The sequence below is a fragment of the Amphritea sp. genome (assembly GCF_050300915.1).
GTDB lineage: Bacteria > Pseudomonadota > Gammaproteobacteria > Pseudomonadales > Balneatricaceae > Amphritea.
On record NZ_JBNKYN010000013.1, the window covers coordinates 21,455 to 45,525 of the forward strand.

General features: G+C 51.1%; 18 protein-coding genes. 6 read left to right on the top strand and 12 right to left on the bottom strand.

Features of this window, described 5'->3' with window-relative positions:
* Positions 1-9: 9 nt before the first annotated feature.
* Positions 10-2,307 carry a diguanylate cyclase gene (locus ACQY8X_RS05410; RefSeq protein ID WP_428034128.1) on the bottom strand — a complete coding sequence of 766 codons (2,298 nt, stop codon included), beginning with the start codon at positions 2,305-2,307 and terminating at the stop codon, positions 10-12.
* A gap of 433 nt (positions 2,308-2,740) precedes the next feature.
* Here ACQY8X_RS05410 and ACQY8X_RS05415 point away from each other — a divergent pair, with 433 nt between their 5' ends.
* Entirely contained in the window at positions 2,741-3,547 is an 807-nt protein-coding gene (locus ACQY8X_RS05415; RefSeq protein ID WP_428034129.1) for an ion transporter, read from the top strand.
* A gap of 32 nt (positions 3,548-3,579) precedes the next feature.
* On the opposite strand, the gene ACQY8X_RS05420 is transcribed toward ACQY8X_RS05415, so the two are convergent.
* Together ACQY8X_RS05420 and ACQY8X_RS05425 are read right to left on the bottom strand one after the other, a co-directional pair.
* Entirely contained in the window at positions 3,580-4,167 is a 588-nt protein-coding gene (locus tag ACQY8X_RS05420; RefSeq protein WP_428034130.1) for an AAA family ATPase, read from the bottom strand.
* Entirely contained in the window at positions 4,151-4,576 is a 426-nt protein-coding gene (locus ACQY8X_RS05425) for a TA system antitoxin ParD family protein (protein ID WP_428034131.1), read from the bottom strand. Before ACQY8X_RS05425 ends, ACQY8X_RS05420 begins: the two co-directional genes overlap by 17 nt.
* A 158-nt stretch (positions 4,577-4,734) precedes the next feature.
* On the opposite strand from ACQY8X_RS05425, the gene ACQY8X_RS05430 reads away from it, so the two are divergent.
* Positions 4,735-5,217 (top strand): DUF1294 domain-containing protein, encoded by a 483-nt coding sequence (locus ACQY8X_RS05430; RefSeq protein ID WP_428034132.1) that lies wholly within the window; start codon positions 4,735-4,737, stop codon positions 5,215-5,217.
* 15 nt (positions 5,218-5,232) lie between these two features.
* On the opposite strand, the gene ACQY8X_RS05435 is transcribed toward ACQY8X_RS05430, so the two are convergent.
* From ACQY8X_RS05435 to ACQY8X_RS05445, 3 genes are all read right to left on the bottom strand, one after another.
* Positions 5,233-5,871: a c-type cytochrome gene (locus ACQY8X_RS05435; RefSeq protein ID WP_428034133.1), complete on the bottom strand. Its 639-nt coding sequence runs from the start codon at positions 5,869-5,871 to the stop codon at positions 5,233-5,235.
* Positions 5,872-5,882: 11 nt separating this feature from the next.
* Positions 5,883-7,193, bottom strand: a complete 1,311-nt coding sequence (locus tag ACQY8X_RS05440) for a sulfite oxidase (protein ID WP_428034134.1) — start codon at positions 7,191-7,193, stop codon at positions 5,883-5,885.
* Positions 7,194-7,352: 159 nt separating this feature from the next.
* Positions 7,353-8,996 (bottom strand): fatty acid--CoA ligase, encoded by a 1,644-nt coding sequence (locus ACQY8X_RS05445; protein ID WP_428034135.1) that lies wholly within the window; start codon positions 8,994-8,996, stop codon positions 7,353-7,355.
* A gap of 380 nt (positions 8,997-9,376) precedes the next feature.
* Between ACQY8X_RS05445 and ACQY8X_RS05450 the strand changes: the two genes are divergently transcribed.
* Positions 9,377-10,417, top strand: a complete 1,041-nt coding sequence (locus ACQY8X_RS05450) for a hypothetical protein (RefSeq protein WP_428034136.1) — start codon at positions 9,377-9,379, stop codon at positions 10,415-10,417.
* Between the two features lie 316 nt (positions 10,418-10,733).
* Here ACQY8X_RS05450 and ACQY8X_RS05455 read toward each other — a convergent pair whose 3' ends face one another.
* From ACQY8X_RS05455 to ACQY8X_RS05465, 3 genes are all read right to left on the bottom strand, one after another.
* Complete coding sequence (locus ACQY8X_RS05455; RefSeq protein ID WP_428034137.1) at positions 10,734-11,510, bottom strand: DUF3465 domain-containing protein; 777 nt, start codon at positions 11,508-11,510, stop codon at positions 10,734-10,736.
* Between the two features lie 29 nt (positions 11,511-11,539).
* Positions 11,540-12,997 (bottom strand): two-component system sensor histidine kinase NtrB, encoded by a 1,458-nt coding sequence (locus tag ACQY8X_RS05460; protein ID WP_428034138.1) that lies wholly within the window; start codon positions 12,995-12,997, stop codon positions 11,540-11,542.
* Between the two features lie 285 nt (positions 12,998-13,282).
* Positions 13,283-14,224: a LysR family transcriptional regulator gene (locus tag ACQY8X_RS05465; RefSeq protein WP_428034139.1), complete on the bottom strand. Its 942-nt coding sequence runs from the start codon at positions 14,222-14,224 to the stop codon at positions 13,283-13,285.
* A gap of 138 nt (positions 14,225-14,362) precedes the next feature.
* On the opposite strand from ACQY8X_RS05465, the gene ACQY8X_RS05470 reads away from it, so the two are divergent.
* The 3 genes from ACQY8X_RS05470 to ACQY8X_RS05480 all read left to right on the top strand — a co-directional run bounded on the left by ACQY8X_RS05470 (position 14,363) and on the right by ACQY8X_RS05480 (position 18,450).
* Positions 14,363-15,778 (top strand): acetyl-CoA carboxylase biotin carboxylase subunit, encoded by a 1,416-nt coding sequence (locus ACQY8X_RS05470; RefSeq protein ID WP_428034140.1) that lies wholly within the window; start codon positions 14,363-14,365, stop codon positions 15,776-15,778.
* A gap of 98 nt (positions 15,779-15,876) precedes the next feature.
* The gene (oadA, locus tag ACQY8X_RS05475) at positions 15,877-17,682 is read left to right on the top strand and encodes a sodium-extruding oxaloacetate decarboxylase subunit alpha (protein WP_428034168.1); all 1,806 of its coding nucleotides are present in this window, start codon (positions 15,877-15,879) and stop codon (positions 17,680-17,682) included.
* Between the two features lie 105 nt (positions 17,683-17,787).
* Complete coding sequence (locus ACQY8X_RS05480; RefSeq protein WP_428034141.1) at positions 17,788-18,450, top strand: carbonic anhydrase; 663 nt, start codon at positions 17,788-17,790, stop codon at positions 18,448-18,450.
* Positions 18,451-18,523: 73 nt separating this feature from the next.
* Here ACQY8X_RS05480 and ACQY8X_RS05485 read toward each other — a convergent pair whose 3' ends face one another.
* The 3 genes from ACQY8X_RS05485 to ACQY8X_RS05495 all read right to left on the bottom strand — a co-directional run bounded on the left by ACQY8X_RS05485 (position 18,524) and on the right by ACQY8X_RS05495 (position 24,049).
* A complete protein-coding gene (locus ACQY8X_RS05485; protein ID WP_428034142.1) occupies positions 18,524-19,765 on the bottom strand; it encodes an MFS transporter in 1,242 nt (413 codons plus the stop codon).
* Positions 19,766-19,904: 139 nt separating this feature from the next.
* Positions 19,905-20,822, bottom strand: a complete 918-nt coding sequence (locus ACQY8X_RS05490) for a pseudouridine synthase (protein ID WP_428034143.1) — start codon at positions 20,820-20,822, stop codon at positions 19,905-19,907.
* Positions 20,823-20,926: 104 nt separating this feature from the next.
* Positions 20,927-24,049: an EAL domain-containing protein gene (locus tag ACQY8X_RS05495; protein WP_428034144.1), complete on the bottom strand. Its 3,123-nt coding sequence runs from the start codon at positions 24,047-24,049 to the stop codon at positions 20,927-20,929.
* Positions 24,050-24,071 lie beyond the last annotated feature (22 nt).

Sequence of the window (24,071 nt, forward strand, 5' to 3'; positions counted from 1 at the left end):
CTGTATCGATCAGGCACACACCACCCGGTTACGCCCTTCCTGCTTGGCGCGATACATCGCTTTATCGGCATCGGAAATCATATGGTTGATGCTGTGACTGCTGTCATTGTCAAAGTAGATTGTTGTCACACCGAAGGATGCGGTGACGGTGACTGTATCGCTGCCCAGAGAGATCGCCGCACTGGCAATTGCCTGACGTAGCCTCTCGGCACTGCGCTGCGCGTCATCGTGATTGGTCTGCACCAGCAGCACAACGAACTCTTCGCCCCCCAACCGGGCAAGAATATCAACGGCACGAATGGTGGCCAGACTGGCGTCAGCGACTTTCTGCAGCACCAGATCGCCAATCGCATGCCCGAAGGTATCGTTGATCTGCTTAAAGTGGTCCAGGTCAAACATAATGAGTGACAGAGGGTTGTTATAACGGCTGGCAACCAGTATCTCCCGGTTTGCCAGCTCAAAGAAATGACGCCGGTTGATCAGCTGGGTGAGAAAATCGGATCGGGCTTGCTTCTCCAGCTTCTGTTCCATCTCCCGGTGCAGGGTGATATCCCGCCCGATGGCCAGTGCGCCCCCACCCCCTTCATTCTCACTGACAATGTTGAACATCAGATAACAGTGTCCTGATGCTAGCGGCAGGTCGATCTCTACCTGTCGTGGCACCCCCGTGTGAATCACATTTTTAATCACTGAGTGGTAATGTCTAAGACTACTGTGATTTTCAGCTAGGTTCTTGGTAAACAGTGCGGCAAAGTTAGGATTGGTATAGATCAAATCACCGGCCTGATCATATCGGGCGATGGCATCCGGCGCGTTTTCTGCCAGGCTGCGGTAGGCTTGTTCACGCCTGATAAGCTCTTCCCGGTTATTAACATTCTCAATTGCAATAGCCGCCAGGTTTGCCGCAAAGGATATTAACTCGATATCGTCATCATTCGGGGAGCTTGGTGTTGCATGATAGATGGCAAAACTGCCCAGTATTTTGTTAGTCGATGCGATAATAGGTTCAGACCAGCATGATGCCAAACCTGCGCTAGCCGCCAGTTCACGATAGGGTTTCCAGTATGGATGGGTGGCAATATCTTCAACGATGACGCGCTTGCCCAAATAGGTTGCGGTGCCGCAAGACCCCACGCCCTCACCAATCTTGATGCCATTAATCGCTTCACTGTAGAAGTCAGGCAGGCTGGGGGCTGCGCCGTTTAAAAGATGTTTACCCTCGGCATCCAACAACAGAATACTGCAGTACATAGAGGGTTTATCTGTCTCAATGTCGGTTATCAGATGATGCATGATACTGCTGAGCGGTTCCCCCTGTGTGATCCGCTCTAACATTTTATTTCTTGTCAGGTTGCGCTGTTCACTGCGCCATTTTTCTGTGATATCGGTGCAGATAAACAGTTTTTTGTTGTTGATAGCCGAGATCTGCCCAGTAATTCTTTTGCTTGTTCCATCTTTACAATACACAGAGCTTTCGTGAGTAAAAGGTTCTGTGAATGTTCGACCGCTGCTGACCCAACCGTCCCAGCTAGACAGCATGGCATGATGACTTTCAGGGTCTGGATACGCAGCTTTAAACCAGGCTGTCAGGTTGGGCAGGTCTTCAAGGGTATAGCCCAACATGCGGCTGAAGGTGTGATTAATATATTCAATATTACCCGCCTCATCGCTCCAGCCTATGCCTGCCGGTGAGTTATCAAGCAGGTCTTTGATCTCAATGCTCTGCTTCTTACTATGTTTCAGTGCGTGCTGAAGGTGCTGTTCTCTGATAGAGCTCAGTGCACTGCTTGCCAGGACGGTTGTTACCTGAACCAGATGATTCAGTTGCCTCTCAATCTGCTCTTTGGGTATCACCGGAACCTGTTTAATTGCAGAGACATAGGCCGCTTTGTCGTAATTGAACTCCTCAGCCTGTTGTTCAAAATGTTTAAGATCCGGTGCTTCATGCAGCAGCTGCCCCATAAACAGGGTGGCAACATGGTTGCCCTCGATGATGACTGGTGTGGCATAGTCATACAGCCCGTTCTGACAGCGCGAATAGCTGACTTTTTGATTCTGGGCCTGTTCAAGAAGCGTGCAATTGCTTTTGACGCAGCGTCGGTTTGTCTCTTCATTGCCCCGATGAAAATAGTTGCAGGCTTCGGTCCAACCAGCCTGGGTAAGCACTTCACCATTAAGCCCGACAAGGCCATTCGGGATGCCTGTTGCCTGGTAGTAGCCTTCCAGTAATTCGGCAAAGCGAGTTATATCAAGCAGCTCATTGATAGGGTAATAATCACTGGAGCTGATTGCCGGGATCTTTTTCATCAGTTACATCTCAAGTTCCATCCATGTCGTATCAATTATCTGGCACAAGCGCCAGGTGGTCGCTATCCATAGTCCACACTTAATCAGGCATCCCACTCTATTTGTCTGCGCTACTGAGGTCAACGCACCCTGTTATATCCTGGGGTCTTTTTCTGCCTGTTTTGCTGATTTCCTCTCTTGCTCTCCTGTTAAGGCTAGTTTAATAACCTGCCACTAACCTGCCTTTGTGCTCTTTTTTAATAGAGGCTTGAGGTGTGTCATAAAGATACGTATTGTCACGGCCGCTTCGAGTTAAGGTTATCGCCACCGCTTCAGGGGCTGACCAGTCAAGCGTTTAAATTTTAAGAATCTCTATTTAACATATCGCTTTCAGAAACACCTTCAGCTATCTTTCCACCCGTGATGCCCAGAGTGGTTATGGAACCCGTTAAACATGATAAATTTTGGCCAGCTTCAGTCGACCTTTACCAAACTTCGCAGCAACAAAGCGTTTGAGCTGTTTGTTGTTATCGTTATTGTCAGCTCAGCCCTACTGGTGGGTGCTAAAACCTACGAACTGACACCGCTGGCGGTGTCTTTGGTCGTCTGGCTTGACCGACTGATTACGGTTTTCTTTTTAGTTGAGATCACTATTCGCTTCCTCGGAGAAGAGAATAAAAAGGACTTTTTCAAAAATCCCTGGAACATTTTTGACACCCTGATTGTCACCATCAGTCTGATCCCCATCGATAACACCGATATGGCACTGGTTGCACGTCTGGTGCGGGTTTTCCGGGTGTTGCGGATGGTTTCCGTTATCCCTGAATTGCGCCTGCTGCTCAACTCCCTGATTAAAGCGATGCCTCAGCTTGGCTATGTTATCCTGTTGATGTTTATCATCTTTTATATCTATGCTGCGATCGGCAGCACGCTGTTTGAAGATATCAATCCAGAGCTTTGGGGCGACATCACTATCTCGTTGCTGACCCTGTTCCGGGTGATGACATTTGAGGACTGGACCGATGTGATGTATGAAACCATGACGGTCTATAAGCTCAGCTGGATCTACTATCTGACCTTTATCTTCTTCACCGCGTTCGCGTTTCTGAATATGGTGATCGGCATCGTGGTGAATGTTCTGGATGAAGAGCACGCCAAGGTTAGAAAGCAGGCGGCGATCGACGCCCATGAGCCCACTATTGCTGATCTGCAACAGCAACTCGAAGAGATTAAGCTGCTACTGAAACAGCAGACAAAGTAGCGTTTTTACTGAGTCGCTGATGCCTCGGCTGACTAGACGAGATCGGTCAGCAGTTCCGCCGCCCAGTCGGGCAGCGGCTCAATGTGAGAGGTCAGCACCTGCTGGCGGATAGTGGCAATCTGGCGGAAAGGGTCGGTAGCGCTGGAGTTATCCAGAATTCTCACCTGATCACACAACGGCAGAGCCGCACGAACATTGATTAACGTTCTGGGGATGCGACCCTCCACTTTTTCTTCGGGCACAAAGTGCCCGCCCTCTTCTACTCGCTGACTGATGCGTGCATGGTTAAGCGCGCTGGACTGCACATGAATCAGTACCAGAATAATCTGATAGCCGAGCGCTTTGGCTTTTGCGATGAAATCAATCTTTGACGGGTGAGAGAAAACCGTTTCGAAACAGAAGTTGGCACCGTCCAGTAGCAACTGTTGACGCATATTTGCAGCCAGTTGTGCTGCGGTATAACTGTTGCCTTCGGGGTCATCCGGAAACAGTTGCTTTGCCAGGATGTCGGCATTGACGAAAGGCATCCCCAACGGTTGCAGAAACTTTCGGTAAAAGGTGCTTTTACCGGCACCATTCCCCCCTGTCAGCATCCACAGCTGTTTAGGCTGCACCGGCATCGAGCTCTTTTTCTACCTGAAACTGGCCGTTACGGAACTGCCCCAGAGAAACGTGTCCATCGCTGTCTATCTGCTCCAACAATCCCGGATGGCTGGCGGATGCCTGATAACGTAACGATGCAGTGGTAATGTCATCGCTCAGGCGGCCGCTTGTACGATCATTTTCAAGAGCCTCGAACAATGCATCAGGGTCAACTGCTGGGCCAACAACGGGCTCGATACGCACCCGGGCAAGGCCTGCACACACCTGCATCAGCGTATCGGGGCTGATGACATTGGCAACACTTCGGCCTATATCCGCCCAATATTCAATCTGCTCTGCGGTTGAGCGATGCAACTGCTTACCTGCCAGGGTGGCGTTTTCAACTAACTGCGCTTCTAAACGCAGTGGAGAGTGCGCTTTTGCCATGATGACTTTCTCCCGATGGGTTAACTTAAAAAATTGTAGCAGATCGCTACACGAATACCAATCATCCCCTGTTTCCTCGTCGCCGCTTTAGGATTAATATTGCGGCCAGACGACAAGGCTGACTCAAATCAGTAGTGATCACGCGACAAGGAGTGTTCATGCACACGATTCTATCTGACATATCTATGCTGGTTATCCCGCTTCAGATAGCCTTATCCTGGCTCAGCCTCTGGCTGATTGTTCGGTTTTTCTCCTCTCCGGTGGTTGCCACCTGGCTGACTAATGGTTTTTTTCTCTCATCTGTCGCCGCAGCACTTATTGTTAACCTGGGATTGCGACTGAACTTTTATGATGAACTGAGCTTTCGGGGGATACTGATCAGCCAGATGATCGGGATGAACCTTGCGGTTATGCCGCTTTTTTACTGGCTGGATAAACGCAGATCATTGCGTGAACACGCTAAACGGGCTCCGGAAGCGGCTCTGCACAGCCTGTCCTTTTTCGGTGGTGCAGGCGGTGCGCTGGTATCGCAGAAGTACTTCCATCACAAAACGGTGAAGCCAGGTTTTCGGGCAAAAACATGGGTGGCGTTTGCCGTCAACCTGGTGTTGTTCTATGCCATCCTTTTTTACATGCCCTGATGTACGATTGAACGACTATCCGCCGTAGTATTTTGCCAGATAATCGAGAATGCGTTCATGCTGGTCGTCGGGTAATTCATCCATGCCTTGCTCTTCAACCATCCACACCAGGGTGTCCGTCCAGCGGGAACGACTCATGCCCTGTTGCTTCACCAGCATAATGGAGTGGCAGCGAGAACAGACTGTGTAAACATCCTCCCGACCTGGGCCCTGTTTGAGCCCCCCGTAGTCAAAGCTACTGGATGCGCCAACCACAGGGCCATCGGCGGTTAGTGTTTGCAGATAGGCAACGACAGCATCGCGGTCAGATTCGGCACTGATCCCGGAGAATGCCATATGGTTATTGGGGATAAAGGTGGCGGGAGACGCCAGATAGTGCTTGAGATTCTCTGGTGTCCAGCTGCCGTCGAACTGTTTAAATGCGTCGGAGTATTCAAAGCCGACGGCAGAGCCCACCTTTCGGTCAACAACATCCCACAGGGTTGGACCGATTTTATGAGGTTGATCTTTAGCGAAGTTATGACAGCCCGAGCAGACCAGAACCAACTGCTTACCTTTGGCGGCAAGGTTGGCCTGATCGGCGGCGGCTGATTTAACCCCAATAAACCCGGTCAGCAGACTGATTATCAGTGCTGTAAAGACGTGTCTGATCATATAGCGCCCTATCAGCTAACGTTGACTGCAACCCGGTGCATACTGTTATTCAGGTAGCCTTTGGGATTCCAGGCAATGCCGAATGGCTGGCTGACACCCTTCTCATCCGTCGCTTTGGCCCACACTTCATAGTAGCCGGATTCCGGGAAGCTCACCTGTGCTTTGAAGCGCTGCCAGGCACCATAGTTGGGTTGCTCTCCCAGTTCAGCTTTGATCCAGGTAGCGCCGAAGTCGATGGAGATCTCCACCTGGGTAATTTTACGCTCTCCTGACCAGGCACTGCCGCGAACTTCCATTGATCTGTCACTGATGATGCTGCCGGTCGCCGGGTAGGTAATCAGGGATTTAACCGGCATGCGCTCGATAATAACAAAATCTTTTTTATCAACCTTTTCACCAGCAGCAACCGGGTGTTTCGGTACCCGGTAAGCGGTACCTGTCATCTTGGCACCATCGTGAACCCGATCACGAATGTTGATGCGTTGCAGCCATTTCTGCGAACAGGAACCAGGCCAGCCCGGAATAATCAGGCGCAACGGTGCACCATTCATCGGATGAATCGGTTGCCCATTCATGGCAAACGCGATCAGGTTATTGGGGTCCATCGCTTTGTCGATAGGTACACCACGGGAGATCGCCTCTTTATCTTCTTTACCGGAAAGATGTTTATCGGCACTGTGGTGAGCGGTATAAACCGCGCCGGGCTTAACCCCTGCCGCCTTGAGCACATCGGCTAAGCGGACACCGGTCCACTCAGAGCAGGCAACCGCGCCATAGGTCCACTGGTTACCACTGGCGGGGGGATTAAAGGCCGCACGGCCATTGCCGCCACACTCCACTACCACGGGCCGGGTAACGACTTCAAACTGCTCCTGTAGATCTTTGATCGACAGGGTTAATGGTTTATCAACCAGACCATCAATCGTCAGTTGCCAGGTGTCCGCATCCACGTCAACCGGAGGCACGCCATTGTTGCGAATGAAATGACGGCTGGTGGGTGTGATTGCATCGTCCAGCAGGTGGGCAGGCGTCTCAGCATTGACCGGCCGGTCATTGAGAATCGTCAGCCCCTCTTTTCCTTCAATAGAGAACGGGGTGGTATCATCGGCCATTGCTGCGGGAATAAGTCCCTGCGGCATATTGCGGTGATAAGGAATGAATGACACGCCCAACAGCGCTGCCATACTGGTGAGACCTGCCCCGCGCAGAAAGCCCCGGCGGTCCTGGTTTGCGACACGTCCGAAAACTTTCAGGTCAGCGGTGACAGGGTTATCTTCATACAACGCATGTAAGCCAACAGACTTTTTATTCTTGTTATTCATCTTTTTTACCTTCTCCGGTTTTTATTTTCAGATGAGTATTTCTCGAATATTAATAACAGCTAATATAGCTTAGTTAATAAATCGACAATTACCTAACCCGGCAGAAATAAAAACCGTTGGGCTGATGCAGGCAAAATTGTTGTATCAGCAAGTGCTCGTTTAGCCGCTATATTGCTGACGGATCACTTTTTTGTTGAGTTTTCCTACACTTGTTTTCGGTATCTCTGAGACCACACTCACCTTTTCAGGTATGGCCCATCTGTTTATCCGGCCACTCTCAACAAACTGCAGCAGGTGCGTCTGAATTGCGGCAGCGTCAATCTGATTGCCCGCGACCGGAACAATCAGAGCAAATGCCCGTTCCCCCCACTTTTCATCGGCAACCCCGACCACGGCAACCTCAGACACCAGCGGGTGCTGACTGATCAGGTTTTCCAGTTCAATTGATGAGATCCATTCGCCTCCGGTTTTAATGACATCTTTAATCCGGTCTTTAATCTCCAGTACGTCATGCTGATCCATTGACGCCACATCACCGGTATGCAACCAGCCGTTTTGCCAGAGCTCAGCGCCCTTTTCGGGTTCTTTGTAATAGCCCTGCGTCAGCCAGGGCGCGCGCACCACAACCTCGCCCACCGCTTCGCCATCATGGGCAACATCGTTTCCGGCAGGGTCTACAATTCGTAGTTCCACCATCGCGTTAGGGATCCCCGTTTTGATTCGCAGGGACGTCTGATCAATCATATCCAGCGCACGCGCCGCCGGAGGCAGATGGGTGGTGGTTAACAGCGGGCAGGTTTCGGACATCCCGTAGGCGGTATGGAAGAGAATCCCCTTTTCCGCCATCTGCTGTGCCAGGGCCAGTGTCGGGGCGCTGCCGCCAGTGACCATTTTCCAGCCAGTCATGTCCGTGGTTTTGGCCTCTTCACAGTTAAGAATCATCTGTAGTACTGTTGGCACGCCATGGGAGAAGGTGACCCTCTCTTCACGGTAAAGCTTTACCAGTTTATTGGGTTCATAGCGGCCCGGGTAAACCTGCTTAACCCCCAGCAGCGTCGCGATATAAGGCACGCCCCAGGCGTGCACATGAAACATCGGTGTCATCGGCATATAGACATCATCCGAACGCAGCATTGGCTGACCATCATAAAGTCCCAGAGTCGCTGCGCCATTCAGGGTATGCAACACCAGTTGGCGATGAGAGAAGTACACCCCTTTGGGGTTACCGGTGGTACCGGTGGTGTAAAACAGTGTCGCCACCGAGTTTTCATCGAAATCCGGAAACTCATACTGATCGCTGGCGTCTTGCAACAGTCTTTCATATTCACCAACGGTGTTTAAAGAGGTGGTGACCGGTTGCTGCTCATCGGATAGCTGAAGATACCCGATGACTTTGGGTAGCTCGGCGGATAACTGCTCAGCAATGGCGACAAAATCATCATGAACCAGCACTAACTTATCGTCCGCATGATCCATGGTGTAGCGAATCTGATCAGGACTAAGGCGCACATTGACATGGTGTAAAATTGCGCCAATCATCGGTACGGCAAAATAGGCTTCCAGATAGCGATGGCTGTCCCAGTCCATCAGTGCCACGGTGTCCCCCGCTTCTACTCCGGCATCGGTTAATACATGTGCCAGCTTACAGATACGCTGATAAAGGGTGCGGTAGTCATAGCGGAACAGATCGCTGTAGACGATCTCCTGCTCAGGTTGGTATCGCTTGCCCGATAACAGCAGGCTTTTGATCAAAAGTGGATAGTGGTAGGCATTTTCGGCGGGTTCTATTATTTTTGTTTTCATCGTTTTCCCTTAATTAAATTGTCATATCCCTCTGACGCAGTGCGTCATGAAGCGGTTTGGAGTTTATGGCTCTGCGAGTCTCAATAACCACCAATCTGCGGCCTGGCAAGCTGAACTAAGCAGCGATCTAAGCGACTGAAAGTTATATAGTTCTAGTCTTTTTGGCCGCCAGTGAAAATAGAGTATAGCTATGAATTCAGCGTAGCTGTAATTTTTCTCAAACCGACTGTCACCGCAGCAAACCTTAATCTGTCATAAATTTGTCACCAGCCTGTCACCACCAGAATTTAGCATGCCTCTGCTGATGTCAGGCCTGTGTATGGAAAGCCGTTGGCTGAGTAACTGTGCTTGTAAAATGAATTATGGGGATTATACGTATCATGTTGAAGAAACTACTGTTGGCCGCTTCAGGATCTTGCCTGTTACTGGCAGCTAATGCACCACTCGCGCTGGCTCATGATAGTGCAGAGACTCTCAAAGTTGGCCTCTGGGGCGATCAGTTCTATAGCAAGGATGCAGCAGAAAAGGCGCAGCGGGCCAGCCAGACTATCGAGTCGATGAATGCCCACAAGCTGAACTTTACAATGTACGCTGGTGACACTAAAAACGGCAGCAGCGAATGTAGTGACAAAGCGATTGGTGACGACATTATCAGTGTTTACAACCGACTGAATATGCCGACACTCTACACCCTGGGTGATAACGAGTGGACCGATTGTCACCGCACCAACAATGGCGCCTACAATCCGCTTGAGCGTCTTTCATTCCTGCGTAAAACCTTTTTCAGTAAAGCCACCACTCAGGGTAAAAACCCCATTGCGGTCGAACGTCAGGGCGAGCTGGGTGAAGCCTATAGTGAGAACAGTCGTTTCGTTGCCAGCAATGTCGAGTTTGTTGCTCTGGCGGTGACCGGAAGTAATAACAACCTGGTGGTGACTGAAAAACAGTGCACCAAGAAGTCTAAGCGTACAGCTGAAGACTGTGCCGCAGCCAGTGAAGAGTATAAAGCGCGTAACGCGAAAAACATCGAATGGCTGAAGCAGTCTTTTGCTAAAGCAAAACAGGAAAAACTGGCCGGTGTAGCCATCATTATTCAGGCTGATATCTTCTTCCCGTTTGAGCTTTCTGATGGTGGCTATGAAGATGACTTCATGAAGAATCTGGATGATAAAAACGGCTTCACTGATTTCTTCAAAACGCTGATCAGCGAAACCCAGAGTTATGATGGTCAGGTTGTCTTGATTAACGGCGATTCCCACTTCTTCAAAATGGATAAGCCGATGTACAACCCTAACGGTCAGCTGACGGCTAATTTTACCCGCGTTCAGGTGTTTGGTGAAGAGGATAACAGCTGGATTGAGATGACCGTTAACCCGGACAGCGAGAATGTATTTACCTTCGCTCCGGTGATGCTGAACTGAAACCTTGATTCATATCAACGTACTTAACATATTGAAAGTTATTGTGAAAAATAGGACTTTGTCCTAGTTACAGCATGCGGCATAGACCTTATTATGCCCAACGTGTTCAGGGTGATCAGGGATTTGATTACGGAATTCAGCAACGTGGCCAGAGGGATTGCAGGAAGCAGCGGCTACATGGAAATGGATGGCTGAACTTAAGGGGGCGTAGTATGGATGCTACAACTCCCTTGCCTTTTCTTCGGATAGCGCTTTACTCTCTTCTTACTGTTTTACCCCCTGTTTTTATTCGCTCTCCCTGCCCACTGGCTTGTTACTATTGATATCGTCTGGCGTTATGCTCCAGCCAGCCGTGAGGATGGTGACCTTTGGGGTCCCGATGAGTCCAGTGAACCACACCGCCTTTATTATTCCACTCATACTCGCCATTAAAGCTGACGCTGTCCCCTGTTCGCAATGAGTTCAGACGTGGCGCCAGATCGATATTATGAGCGATGAGAATAGTGATGCCCGACGACAATTGCAGAATAAAGCGCTGATGACGGCTTCCTTCCAGGTCGTCCGGTAAGAGTTTAACCACTTCGCCAGTGCCACTGACCTGCAGATTGCTCTGGTGGTTCCGGTACGCCTGCAGGATACGTTGGTTATCGTTTTGAACCCCTGCAGTGCTATGCTCAGCTGAACCATTCTGGACTGGGGCTGGAGGCGAACCACCCGGTAATGCGTTATAAACGGTCGCCCCTACCATGACGAAGATAATAGCTGAAACAACCCGCGACAGTTGCTTTGGTCTGCCACTGTTATTTGACGTCTGATGTCTTGAGTTTCGTACCGGTATCTGAGGCTGAGACCGCTTCTGGGAGACTGTTCGGTTTCGTGAGAGTCCCTCTATCTGGACATCAGCGGCACGTAGCCGCCCTTCCCGGTCTTTTATCGGCTGGTAGTGGATGATATCGCCGACCCGGGGTTTTCGGGGAATATTGCCGAAATCCCGTATATGAACAAACAGATCTTTGCCACCGCTGGAGGGTTTGATAAAGCCAAAGCCTTTATCATCCTTCCAGGTTTTCAGTGTACCGGTATGATGCTGCATATAACCTCCCTGTCTGCACCACCAGCAGATTATCGGGTGATGGGAATCTGCATATGGAAGGTTGAGCCGACAGCCGGATCTGAGGTAACCGCCATGTGCCCCTGATGCTGCTCCGTGATGATGTAGTAAGAGAAAGAAAGATGCTCACCGGTATCAAAACTATCAGCCTGCTGGGTAGTGCTGAAGAAAGGTTCAAACAGGTTCATCTGTTCTTCGCTGGTCAGCCCGATACCGTTGTGTTGAATCTTGATCCACATATTATCGTAACTCTCTGAAAGAATTATCTTTATGGTGGGCTCAAAGTTTTCCATTCCGGCTTTTTTCTGCAGCGCGATACAGGCATGGCGGAACAGGCTGAGGAATACTTGCTGCAACTCGGTGATATAGCAGGGAACCTGAGGCAGCCCTTTTTCAACCTGCCATTCCAGTTTAACCTGCTTGAACATCAGCCCGTCAGAAACAGTAATAACCTCTTTGCCCAGATTAACCGTATGCTCCATCACATCAACGATATCTGCCATCTGTTTCTCTGAGTGGCGGTTACGGGCAAAAGTCAGCAGGTTGTGAATTATCTTCGAGACCTGATCACCCTTGTCGGACATGTCACTGTGAATGGACTCCAGCAATGCCATTTTATCGTTACCGCCCTGCTCCAGCGTCAAGGGGTTGTCGGCCATGATATTTTTAAACCGTTTCAGATCCATCAGGATAGCCTGCAACGGAATATTAATATCATGCGCCATAGAGGACGCCAGCTCTCCCATAAATGACATTTTGTCATTGTGAATCAGCAGGTTTTCAGCGGTGGTCTCTTTAGATACATCGTCCACCAGAATAACAACGCCGGGCTCTGGACCGTTCAGCGGGTAGATGGTGATATCATAATGGGACAAGCTGCGCAGACTTTGCTTCAGGTGAATAATTTTATTCTGCTCAATCGCCTGCTGAATATGCTCGGGCACTACGGTCATGGTGGGATAGGCTTCCCACAGGGTTTTACCCAGCGCTTTCTCAGCCGCAACGCCAGACAGCTCCTCTACCCGGCGGTTCCACTGGGTCACCCGTCCCTCTTTATCCAGCCCCACCAACATCAGAGGCATCGATGTGAGAATATCCTTGATATAGGACTCGGATGAGCGCAGCTGATTGGCGGTAATAACGTGCTGATCAACTTCTGACTCCAGCAGATGGTTGCTCTCGATCAACTTATTGTTTGAGTCTTTAAGGGCCGCGGTACGCTCCTCAACGCGCTGTTCCAGCTCATTTTTAATGATGGTCAGCTCGCGGTTGGCTTTGTGAGCCCGACGACTGTATATCAGCAGATAGATGGCCGTAATTGAGAGGATAATAATCAGCGTGCCACTGCTGAAGTTGGCCAGGTGTTGCCATTTGGTTTTACCGTTTTCATCTTTAAACCAATCGACGGCTGCGACAACCCATGAGCTCTGCAAGCACAGAGCAAGTACAAATAATGCTTGTTTAATCATATATGTAATTAACTAATCCTGATGACCAAGAGGCATTTTTGGTCATGATAATTTTACGCAGCAGACGTAAGATACAACCGGTTTATCTTGTATCGTCTGATCCCAGATTCTGATTTTGCCCTATTCTATAGGATTTGACGCCGATTTCGTTATTTTTAAACACCTCTCCCCAGCGCGGTTCATTATCCGCTTATTGAGCCAGCGGAGGTTATGCATAAGCACCTGAATGACAGCCAGTGAGCTGCCGTGCTCAGCATTGGAATACAGGTGTAAGCCTGGCTGATTTTAACTGCCCAAAAACATCCGCTCAAACTGTTTAAGGTTCTGTTGAATGTAATCGAGAAACGCCTGCATCGCCGGGGTTGGATGTTTCGCCAGCGGATGCACAACACAGAAGCTTCGGCGCAGTGGAAAGCCATCGATATCAGCGATTTTCAGCTTCCCCAGCTCCAGTTCAGACATAATACTGAGTTGGGGCAACACCGCCACCCCCAGGCCCGCAATTACCGCATGTTTGACCGCATCGTTGGAGCCAATCTCCATGCTCGGGGTGAAGCGCAGACGCTGTTGCTGACAATGCTGTTCCAGCGCCAGACGACTGCCAGAACCGGGTTCGCGCACCAGTAAGTGACTGTCGAGAAATGTTTGTGCACCAATTTTTGATTGTTTCAGCAGCGGATGTTCATTGGGAACCACCGGCACCAGCACGTTATCGAGAAACGGCAAAGTCACCAGCGGTTTATCGGTGGGCACCATGCCCATAATTACCAGATCATCATTGTTCTCATTGAGTCGTTCCAGAGCGGTGGCCCGGTTGACCACCTTCACCCGCACACTGATCTGAGGATGCAGATCGAGAAACGCCCGTAACAGGTAAGGCACCATGTACTGCGCCGTGTTAACTGCCACCAGTTTCAGCTCACCGGCGATATTACCTTTCATCTCAGCCAGATCAGTCTGTAAATTCGACAGTTCGATAAAGACTTTATCGATGCTCTGTGCCAGGCGCACGCCAGCGGCGGTGCAAAACAGCCGTCGGCCAACATACTCGAACAACGGCTGATCCAGGGCCTGTTCTAATTGGCGAATCTGGCTACTGACCGCAGGCTGGGTCAGCCCGAGAAGGTCTCCCGCCTTACTGTAACTCTCCAGCTCGTATACGGCTTTGAATACCTGAAGTTGGCGAAAGGTCAGGCGACTGGTTATTTTTTTGATGGAAAGAGGCACTGAATGGATCTCACGCTGCTTAGTTATAAGTAATACCTTATAGATAAACAAAAAAATATCAATTTCTACTTATCGTTGTATGCGACTAGGATCTGTTTACACACTTACGGCACCGAGCCGGAGGCAGAGGAGAGTTTCATGATCAAAAAAGTACTGATCGCCAACCGGGGAGAGATTGCGGTACGTATCGTCCGCGCCTGTGCCGAGATGGGCATCCGCTCTGTGGCGATTTATACCGAGCCCGACCGCTATGCGCTACATGTTAAGCGCGCAGATGAAGCCTATTCTATGGGTGAAGATCCGTTGGCGGGTTATCTTGATCCACGGCGGATCGTTAACATGGCATTGGAAACCGGCTGTGATGCGATTCACCCGGGTTATGGCTTTCTTTCCGAGAATGCTGAGTTTGCCCGCCTCTGTGAAGAACAGGGTATCGCTTTTATTGGCCCCAAATCTGAAGTTATTCATAAGATGGGGGACAAAACTCAGGCGCGGGATTCAATGCGTGCCGCCGGTGTCCCGATTACACCCGGTTCAGAAGGTAACCTGGCCGACGTTAATGAAGCGCTGACCCTGGCGGACGAGATCGGTTATCCGATTATGATCAAAGCGACATCCGGCGGCGGTGGCCGCGGTATTCGTCGTTGTGACACCCCACAGGAGCTGAAATTGCAGTATCCCCGCGTTATCTCTGAAGCAACCAAAGCGTTTGGTTCTGCAGAAGTGTTTATGGAGAAATGTATCGTTGATCCGCGCCATATTGAGGTGCAGATTCTGGCTGACAGTCAGGGTAACGTAGTGCATCTGTATGAGCGCGATTGCTCTATCCAGCGGCGCAATCAGAAACTGATTGAGATCGCGCCCAGCCCGCAGTTAACCCCTGAGCAGCGCCAGTATATCGGTGGCCTGGCGGTTAAAGCGGCTGAGGCCGTTGGCTATGAAAACGCTGGTACCGTTGAGTTTCTACTGACCGGCAATCAGGTCTACTTTATGGAGATGAACACCCGGGTGCAGGTTGAGCACACCATCACCGAGCAGATTACCGGTGTGGACATTGTTCGCGAACAGCTGCGCATCGCATCGGGTCTGCCTCTGAGTTATCGCCAGGAGGATATCTCCTACCGCGGTTATGCCCTGCAGTTTCGCATCAACGCAGAAGATCCGAAAAACGATTTTCTGCCCAGTTTCGGCCGCATCTCCCACTATTACGCGCCGGGTGGTCCGGGTGTGCGGGTGGATACCGCGATCTATACCGGTTATGAGATACCGCCCTACTACGATTCCATGTGTCTGAAACTGGTGGTCTGGGCGCTGACCTGGGAAGAGGTTGTCGCCCGGGGACAGCGCGCTCTGGATGATATGCGCCTGCACGGCATTAAAACCACAGCGAACTATTACCAACAGATTCTCAAGCATCCTGATTTTCAGGCAGCGAATTTCAACACCAGTTTTGTACCAAACCATCCGGAACTGCTGAGCTATTCCGAGAAACGTCATCCGAGCGAGATGGCACTGGCGGTTGCGGCAGCCATTGCGGCCCATGCGGGCTGGTAAACGCTTTTCTGCGTCTTAAGCCAATGACTGATTGCAAAAACTAATTTCAGCCGACCGCCAGAGCGGTTGCAGGAGAAACTACAGTGAGTACTGTACATATGAACCAAGCAAAGAAAATTGAAGTCACCGATGTGATACTGCGGGATGCCCACCAGTCTCTGATCGCCACCCGTATGCGTACTGAAGATATGCTGCCGATCTGTGAAAAGCTGGATCAGGTGGGTTTCTGGTCGCTGGAGGTCTGGGGTGGAGCTACTTTTGACGCCTGTGTACGCTTTCTGAAGGAAGACCCATGGGAGCGCCTGCGCCAACTACGTGCGGCCCTGCCAAATACCCGTCTGCAGATGCTGCTGCGGGGGCAGAATCTGCTGGGTTACCGTCACTATGCCGATGATGTGGTTGAAGCGTTTGTTGCCAAAGCGGCGCACAACGGTATTGATGTGTTCCGTGTCTTCGATGCGTTGAACGACATCCGCAATATTGAAACCGCCATGAAAGCGGTTAAAAAAGCGGGTAAACACGCCCAGGGGACTATCTGTTACACCACCAGCCCGGTGCATACCCCGGAGCTGTTTGTGAAGCAGGCCATTGCGATGCGCGACATGGGTGCAGACTCCATCGCCATTAAAGATATGGCCGGATTGCTGACCCCTTACGCCACCTATGATCTGGTCGCAGCACTGAAAGCTGAGCTGGATCTGCCGATTGTGGTACACAGCCATTCTACCGCTGGTCTGGCTCCGCTGTGTCAGCTGAAAGCGATTGAAGCGGGAGCTGACCGTATCGATACGGCGATCTCCTCATTTGCGAATGGCACCAGCCACCCGGCGACCGAAGGTCAGGTTGCGGCCCTGCGCGGCACGCCTTACGACACCGAACTTGATCTGGAGCTGCTGGCTGAGATCGCTGATTACTTCCGTGAGGTACGGAAGAAATACCACCAGTTTGAAAGTGAGTTCACCCGCGAAGATGTCTCTGTACAGATCAACCAGGTGCCCGGCGGGATGATGTCTAACCTGGCTAACCAGCTGAAAGAGCAGAACGCCCTGGACAAGATCCGCGAAGTGTTTGCTGAAATTCCCCGGGTACGTAAGGATCTGGGTTACCCTCCTCTGGTCACGCCAACCTCACAAATCGTGGGTACTCAGGCAGTTTACAACGTGCTGGCCGGTGAGCGTTATAAAACCATCACCAATGAGGTTAAACGTTACCTGCAGGGCGGTTACGGTGCGGCTCCGGCAGAAGTGGATGCCCAGTTGCAGAAGAAAGCGATCGGCAATGAAAGCGTTGATGTGGGTCGCCCTGCGGACCTGCTGAAACCGGAACTGAACAAACTGCGTGAAGATATTGGTGATCTGGCGCAGACTGAGGAGGACGTACTAACCTTTGCTATGTTCCCCGATTTAGGTCGGGAATTCCTGCAACAACGGGCTGCTGGCACACTCAAACCTGAAGAGCTGTTACCCATTGATGCGGCGAAGGGAGCAAAACTGGGCCAGGCCGGTGCCTCTGAGTTTAAGATTGAGGTGCATGGTGAGGTCTATGATATCGCGGTGACCGGCGTAGGTGAGTTTGGTAGCGGTAAGCGTAAGATCTACATGTCGATGGACGGTGTGCCGGAAGAGGTGATCTTTGAGCCCCAGAACGAGTTTGTCTCCGAAGGTAGTAGTGGTCGTAAACACGCCAGCCAGCCGGGCCATGTCACCACTGCGATGCCAGGCAACATCTTCGAAGTCTTGGTTAAAGAGGGCGATGTGGTCGAAGCGGGTCAGGCGATTCTGGTGGCTGAAGCGATGAAGATGGAGATGGAAATTCACGCCAATATTGCCGGTACCGTTAAGGCTATTCATGTCGTCAAAGGTGACCGGGTCACCCCCGGTGAAGTGCTGGCTGAAATCGAATAACACTGGCCTGAATAAACCCAGAATCCAGGTTATTGAACGGTTATGGGGCACTCCCCCATAACCTCTGATTGTCACAAACGATATAAAACTAAGAGAGTCTGTTGCGTGGATAAAATTGTAAAAGGGGTGATCAACTTTCGCCAGAATGTATACCCGGAACACAAAGATCTGTTTGGCACCCTGGCCGACGGACAGAGTCCTGATGTGCTATTTGCCACCTGTTCCGACTCCCGAATCGATCCCAACCTGCTCACGGGCACCGCGCCTGGTGATCTGTTTATCTGCCGTAACGCCGGTAATATTATCCCGCCGCACAGCAACGAAACCGGCGGCATGACCGCGTCGATCGAATATGCGGTTGCGGTGCTGGGGGTACGCCATATTATTATCTGTGGTCATACTGATTGCGGTGCGATTAAAGGGGCGCTGGATCTGAATGCGCTCAACGGCCTGCCCCATGTCAGAGAGTGGCTGGGCCACTGTCGTTCAGCGATGGAGATTGTACGCGAACGACACGATATCCCTCATGATCATCCGGTGGGTTCCGAACACCTGAATGAAGCGATTGAAGAAAATGTCCTGCAGCAGGTGCAACATATCCGCACTCACCCGGTAGTCGCAGCAAAACTGGCCACCGGCAAAGTGGAGGTGCATGGCTGGGTCTACGATATTAAAAGCGGCACGATTCGCTGCTGTAAACACAACGACTCCGTTTTCAAGAGCTTTGACGAACTCTATGCCGATCTGATTGAAAAGATTGAGGAATAAGTTTTCACTGTTGTTTCCTACCTTTGCGCTTTGCTGAGTTCAGAAAGCGCTTTTTTTTTCGGGCATGACTGAGTTAACCCATTGCAGCAGCCTGCCCTGCCCTCAGTCGCTTCACCGGACGTTCGTCGATAAATATGTGAATCACCGCCGTTAGCAAGGCTATCGCGGCCGCCGCCCACCAGACAGTGTTGTAACTACCGGTCTGATCAAACATATAGCCGCCCACCCAGACTCCAACGAATGAACCTAGCTGGTGATTAAGAAAAACAATGCCATAGAGCGTCCCCATATGACGCAGACCAAACATCTGCGCCACCAGGCCTGAGGTAGCCGGAACGGTCGCCAGCCATAGAAACCCCGTGGCAATTGAAAACAGGTAAACGGTTGTCGTAGTGATCGGCAGCAGCATAAACAGGGCGATCACCAGCGCGCGCAACGCATAGATGATTCCCAGCAGATTTTTCTTTGAATAACGCCCCGACCAGGAACCAAATAACAGACAGCCGAATATATTAAACAGACCGATCAGCGAAAGGCTGGTAACCGCAACCGTAGAATCAAACCCCTGATCGGCAAGAAATGAGGGCATATGTACAGTAATAAAGGCCAGCTGAAAGCCGCAGACAAAAAAACCAGCGATCAGCAGCCAGTAATGCAGATGACCACCAGCCTCCTGCAGCGCTTCTTTTAACGACTGCGGAGATACGTCCTCAATTATTGTTCTGGGTTCGTCAACTTTACGAAAGGTGGTTGCCAGGATGATCATCATCAGCGCTCCGCCACCCATCAGTAACAGCGCAGTCTGCCAGCCATAGAGACTAATGAACGCCTGCGCCACCGGAATCACCATCAACTGTCCTGCGGAACCTGCCGCTGTTCCTAACCCCAGAGCGAAAGCACACTTTTCTGGCGCGACCATTCTTGCCAGCGCTGGCAAAATAACGCCGAATCCGGTTCCGGCAATACCCATGCCGATCAGAATCCCGGCACCGCTGTGCAGGCTCCAGACGCTGTCAGTGGTGGCGGTGATATAGATACCCAGGGCATAGAGCAACGCCCCGATAACCAGTGTTCTGAAGGTGCCAAAACGGTCGGCAAATGCACCGGTAAACGGCTGAAACAGACCCCAACATAGATTTTGCAGCGCCAGTGAGAAAGCAAAGACCTCCCGGCCATAGCCAAACTCGCTGGAGATCGGCGCCATAAAGAAGCCCATCGACGAGCGCAGGCCAAAATTAATCGCCAGAATAAGGCAGGAGGCAACGACAAACAGGCTGAGAAGCTTTACGTGGCCAGCGTTTATGGCAGTAGGCATAAGATCTGTTTCGACCGGGCTTAGGGTTAATGAGTAGCGTTAGTTAGATGGGCAGGCGTTATTATACAAACATGATATCGCCCCAGACAGATACAGATATTGCTGAAAACAGCGTGAATCTGCCTACTTCCGCCAGCCATTACACTGTTGCAGATAAGCCGGTTGCCAGATTCAGGGTATAGCCACAATGGAATGCTCTGGGCTGCTGCGTGACCGGGTCGATAAAGCGTAACTGCTGTGCTAACAGCTGCAAGGGCTGAGTAAAGTCATCGGCTGCCTCGGGCTGTAATGTGGGGTAATAGCGGTCATGCAGGATTGGCCATCCAAGGGTCTGCATATGCACCCGCAGCTGATGCGTTTTGCCGGTCACTGGCTCCAGTTCAAATAGTGCTGTGTCCTGTAGCCGGTCTAAGCAGCGCATCCGCGAATGACTGTTGGCAGCCCCCTCCACTACCTGCATCAGAAAGCGCGGATTGGCGGGTTGCAGTCGGTTAATGACCTCCCATTGCTGGCCATTCAATGGCTCGTCACGGCAGGCATCAACTCTGACAATCGCCTGATAGAGCTTGCTGACCTTACGGCTGGCAAACAGCTGGTGGTATAGATGGCAGGTTTCCGGATTAACCGAAAACATCACCAGTCCCGCCGTGGCCCGATCAATACGGTGTACCGCTTGCAGGGTTGGCAACCCGGTTTTCAGCCGCAGCCGGTTTTGCAGGCATTCATTGACATAACTCCCGCCAGGTGTAACAGGCAGAAAGGCCGGCTTATACGCCACCAGAATCTCGGCGTCTTCAAAGATGATCGTTTCGGTAAACGGAATCTCTGGCTCGCAATCAACTTCGCGGTAGTAATAGACCCGCTGCTTCGGACGATAGAGTGACTCAGCGCTGATGAGGGAACCATCATGCCAGTGCAGCTTGCCGTCGATTGACCGCTGCCGCCATACCTGAGCGTCAATCTGTGGGAATCGGCCAATCAGATAGTCTAAAACGGTAACGACGCCCGGGTTGATCTCTGGCAGGGTTAATTTAGATGGAAACCTGGCAATGGCCATGATCGGCTCCCAGTAACCGGTTAACCAATTCCATGAGTCTGCGAGGTGGTATCCTGCATGGCCCTTCCTGATATAGCAGAGACGACAACACTAGTGTATCTCCTTCATTGCTGCCACTCAGCATCTGGCAGCCATCGGGCGATCCAGCCGGGTATCTCGGCCGCAGGCATTGGTCGGGCGATGCCATAGCCCTGCGCTAACTCACAGCCCATCGCTAACAACTGGGTGCCGTGTGCTGTGGTCTCAATCCCCTCTGCGATCACCTGACGACGAAACGCTGCGGCAAGCCCAATGATTCCCATCACAATTGCGCGATCCGCTGGCTTATCAAGCATCTCCTTGATGAAACTAAGATCAATTTTCAACAGGTCTACCGGCAAACGTTGCAGATAGGTTAACGAGGAAAACCCCGTACCAAAGTCATCCAGAGCGAAGCTCACACCAATTTCACGGCAGGCATTCATGATGACAGATACATCAGCAATATCCCCCAGGGCACTGGTTTCCAGTATCTCCAGTTCCAGCCAGGTGGGGTCAATGTCCGGGTGTCGGGCCAGTGCTTCTGCCAGTTGGACAGGAAAGTTTGTCTGCTGTAGCTGAAGTGCATCCACATTAACGCTCACAGGGATCGTTAATCCGCCAGCGAGCCATTCTGACATCTGAGTCAGAACGGTATCAATCACCCATGACCCAATCTCAAGGCTGATCGGATGGTTCTCAATGATCGGCAGAAAGTCTCCGGGCAGGACGATGCCTCGTTCAGGGTGCTGCCAGCGGATCAGGGCTTCCACGCCGATAACCTTGCCGGTCCTCATGTTTACCTTGGGTTGGTAATACAGGAGAAACTCATGCTGAGCAAAGGCATACTCTATCTGTTCGATACTGGCGCGCTGAGTCTTGACCGACTCATCATGAAAGACATCAAACAGGTGATAACGATTCTTGCCCAGCTGCTTAGCCACATACATCGCCTGATCAGCATGACGCATGAGCTGATCTGCTTCGGCTCCGTCCTGCGGATAGATCGTCGCACCAATACTGGTGGAAATTTGTAAGGTTACGTCACCGACCGTGACCGGACTAGCGGCGACAGAGAGCAAACGCTCTAATATCGCTTCACATTCCTGCATCTGTTCTAAATCAACCAGCACGGCGACAAACTCGTCACCGCCTATACGGGCGAGCGTATCGCCGTCCCGCAGGACCTCCCCCATCCGCTGTGACAGCTTAATCAACAGCTCATCACCCATGTCGTGTCCATGAGCATCATTGATGGCTTTAAAACCGTCTAAATCCAGATAGACGACTGCCAGAAAGAGCTCACGCCGTTTACTCTGAGTCATCGCCTGATGCAGACGGTCAGCCAGGAGTACGCGATTGGGAAGATTGGTGAGCGCATCGTAATGGGCAATGTGCTCAAGCTGTTGCTGGTGCTGTTTCATCAGCGTGATATCAGAGAACAGTGCGACATAATTGCTGGTCTCTCCACGGGCATCAGAGACGGCACTGATCGTCACCAGTTCAGCGAAGAGATCACCGTTTTTGCGCCGGTTCCACAGCTCCCCCACCCAGTGTTTTTCATTCCGCAATGAGGCCCACATCTCTGCATAAAATGCTTTATCGTGCAGGTCTGATTTGAGAAGCCGTGGATTGTTCCCCAGTACTTCGCTACGACTATAGCCGGTAATATGGCTGAAGGTATCGTTGACTTCGATAATATTACCCAGGGCATCGGTAATCATGATGCCCTCACGTGCATGGGTGAAAACGCTGGCGGCCAGTCTGAGCTTCTCTTCTGCTTCTTTTCTTTCGCTGATATCTAAAAACTCGATTACCCGGGCTGGGCCGTTCTTATAGGTGATATTTTTACCTTTTATCGCCAGTGGGTATGTGGAGCGATCCTTGCGCACACCTACCACTTCATAACTGCGGTCATAACCGTTGCGTATATTGTTGACGACGGTATCCAGATACTCCGGGGCGATCAGTTCAAGACCGTTCATGCCGATGAGTTCCTGATAACTAAACCCTGTTATCTCAGATAAACCATTGTTACATTCGAGGATCAGCCCTTTATCGTGAATAACGATACCACCATAGACCGCGTGACTAAGGGCTTTAAAGCGCTCTTCGCTCTCTCTTAGTGTGGCCTGCGCGAGAGCCATTCGCCGATTAAAGCGATGTTGGTAATAAGCAATGGACCAGGCGGCAGCTAACAGCAAAAATGCCGTAATCAGTATCGGCAGCACCCAGTCGGGTAGACGGCTGGGGCTGGTATCGTAGATAAACCCCTCAAGCGCGTCTGAATCATCAACAAGTCCGGCTTTCACAAACGTATCAGCCATATGTTGCCAGCGACCAGGATTCATATGGCCGATTTCGATCAGCCCCGGAAAAATCAGCTTGCGTATCTCGTCGGCTTCAAACTGCAGATGATCGCGAGTTTTATCTACCTGATATTTATTGATCAGAAGATCAATGATCTCTTCCGGGTGCTCCAGCGCATAATGCCAGCCCTTTAAAGTCGCACGGTGCATCGCTTCAACCCGCTTTGGATAGTCACGCAGCTCTTTCTCGGAGGTAAATAAAATATCGCTGTAGAAGTCAATCCGGTATGAAACCGGATCAATTACGGTGAAGGGAATATTGTGCTGCTGCAGAAAGTACGGCTCATTTGTACTGTAAGCATTGATCGCATCGACCTTACCGGAGATAAGATCATCCAGCTGATAGCTACTGGGGACGATGTTAACTTGCTCTAAGGATACTCCCTCATTGAGCAGCATGGTCATGAAGTCAGCATCCGAGTCTTTATCAGCCAGCATCACTTTTTTGCCAATCAGGTCATGTACAGAGTTGATCTCTGAATGCTGTAGCGTGAGAAGAATTGAGGGGGAGTGCTGAAATATCGCCGCCAGCGCAACTAGCGGCTCCCCCTGCAAACGCTGGAAGAGCACTTCACTGTTACCCTCACCGTATTGCGCTCTCCCTGAAAGAACTTCCGGGACGGGCTGATGCTCAGGACCGCCAGCATGCAGCCGCACCTCAATGCCCTCCTCTTTGTAAAAGCCTTTCTCTACGGCTGCATAATAGCCAGCAAACTGAAACTGGTGGTGCCAGCGCAGCTGCAGATCAACAACATTTTCCGATAATGAGAGGGCGGCAACGGCGGACGGTGGCCATGACAAGGAGACCAACGCCAGGCAGAACATGACTGCACGGCTCATAACGCCCTTTCTGACTAATGAT

Coding starts and splice junctions, on each gene's coding strand:
- ACQY8X_RS05460 (WP_428034138.1), bottom strand. CDS start 12,997: ATGATTAAACAAGCATTATTTGTACTTGCTCTGTGCTTGCAGAGCTCA.
- ACQY8X_RS05470 (WP_428034140.1), top strand. CDS start 14,363: ATGATCAAAAAAGTACTGATCGCCAACCGGGGAGAGATTGCGGTACGT.
- ACQY8X_RS05495 (WP_428034144.1), bottom strand. CDS start 24,049: ATGAGCCGTGCAGTCATGTTCTGCCTGGCGTTGGTCTCCTTGTCATGG.
- ACQY8X_RS05420 (WP_428034130.1), bottom strand. CDS start 4,167: ATGCCGGTGCAGCCTAAACAGCTGTGGATGCTGACAGGGGGGAATGGT.
- ACQY8X_RS05410 (WP_428034128.1), bottom strand. CDS start 2,307: ATGAAAAAGATCCCGGCAATCAGCTCCAGTGATTATTACCCTATCAAT.
- ACQY8X_RS05445 (WP_428034135.1), bottom strand. CDS start 8,996: ATGAAAACAAAAATAATAGAACCCGCCGAAAATGCCTACCACTATCCA.
- ACQY8X_RS05435 (WP_428034133.1), bottom strand. CDS start 5,871: ATGATCAGACACGTCTTTACAGCACTGATAATCAGTCTGCTGACCGGG.
- ACQY8X_RS05430 (WP_428034132.1), top strand. CDS start 4,735: ATGCACACGATTCTATCTGACATATCTATGCTGGTTATCCCGCTTCAG.
- ACQY8X_RS05440 (WP_428034134.1), bottom strand. CDS start 7,193: ATGAATAACAAGAATAAAAAGTCTGTTGGCTTACATGCGTTGTATGAA.
- oadA (WP_428034168.1), top strand. CDS start 15,877: ATGAACCAAGCAAAGAAAATTGAAGTCACCGATGTGATACTGCGGGAT.
- ACQY8X_RS05455 (WP_428034137.1), bottom strand. CDS start 11,510: ATGCAGCATCATACCGGTACACTGAAAACCTGGAAGGATGATAAAGGC.
- ACQY8X_RS05490 (WP_428034143.1), bottom strand. CDS start 20,822: ATGGCCATTGCCAGGTTTCCATCTAAATTAACCCTGCCAGAGATCAAC.
- ACQY8X_RS05425 (WP_428034131.1), bottom strand. CDS start 4,576: ATGGCAAAAGCGCACTCTCCACTGCGTTTAGAAGCGCAGTTAGTTGAA.
- ACQY8X_RS05415 (WP_428034129.1), top strand. CDS start 2,741: ATGATAAATTTTGGCCAGCTTCAGTCGACCTTTACCAAACTTCGCAGC.
- ACQY8X_RS05485 (WP_428034142.1), bottom strand. CDS start 19,765: ATGCCTACTGCCATAAACGCTGGCCACGTAAAGCTTCTCAGCCTGTTT.
- ACQY8X_RS05450 (WP_428034136.1), top strand. CDS start 9,377: ATGTTGAAGAAACTACTGTTGGCCGCTTCAGGATCTTGCCTGTTACTG.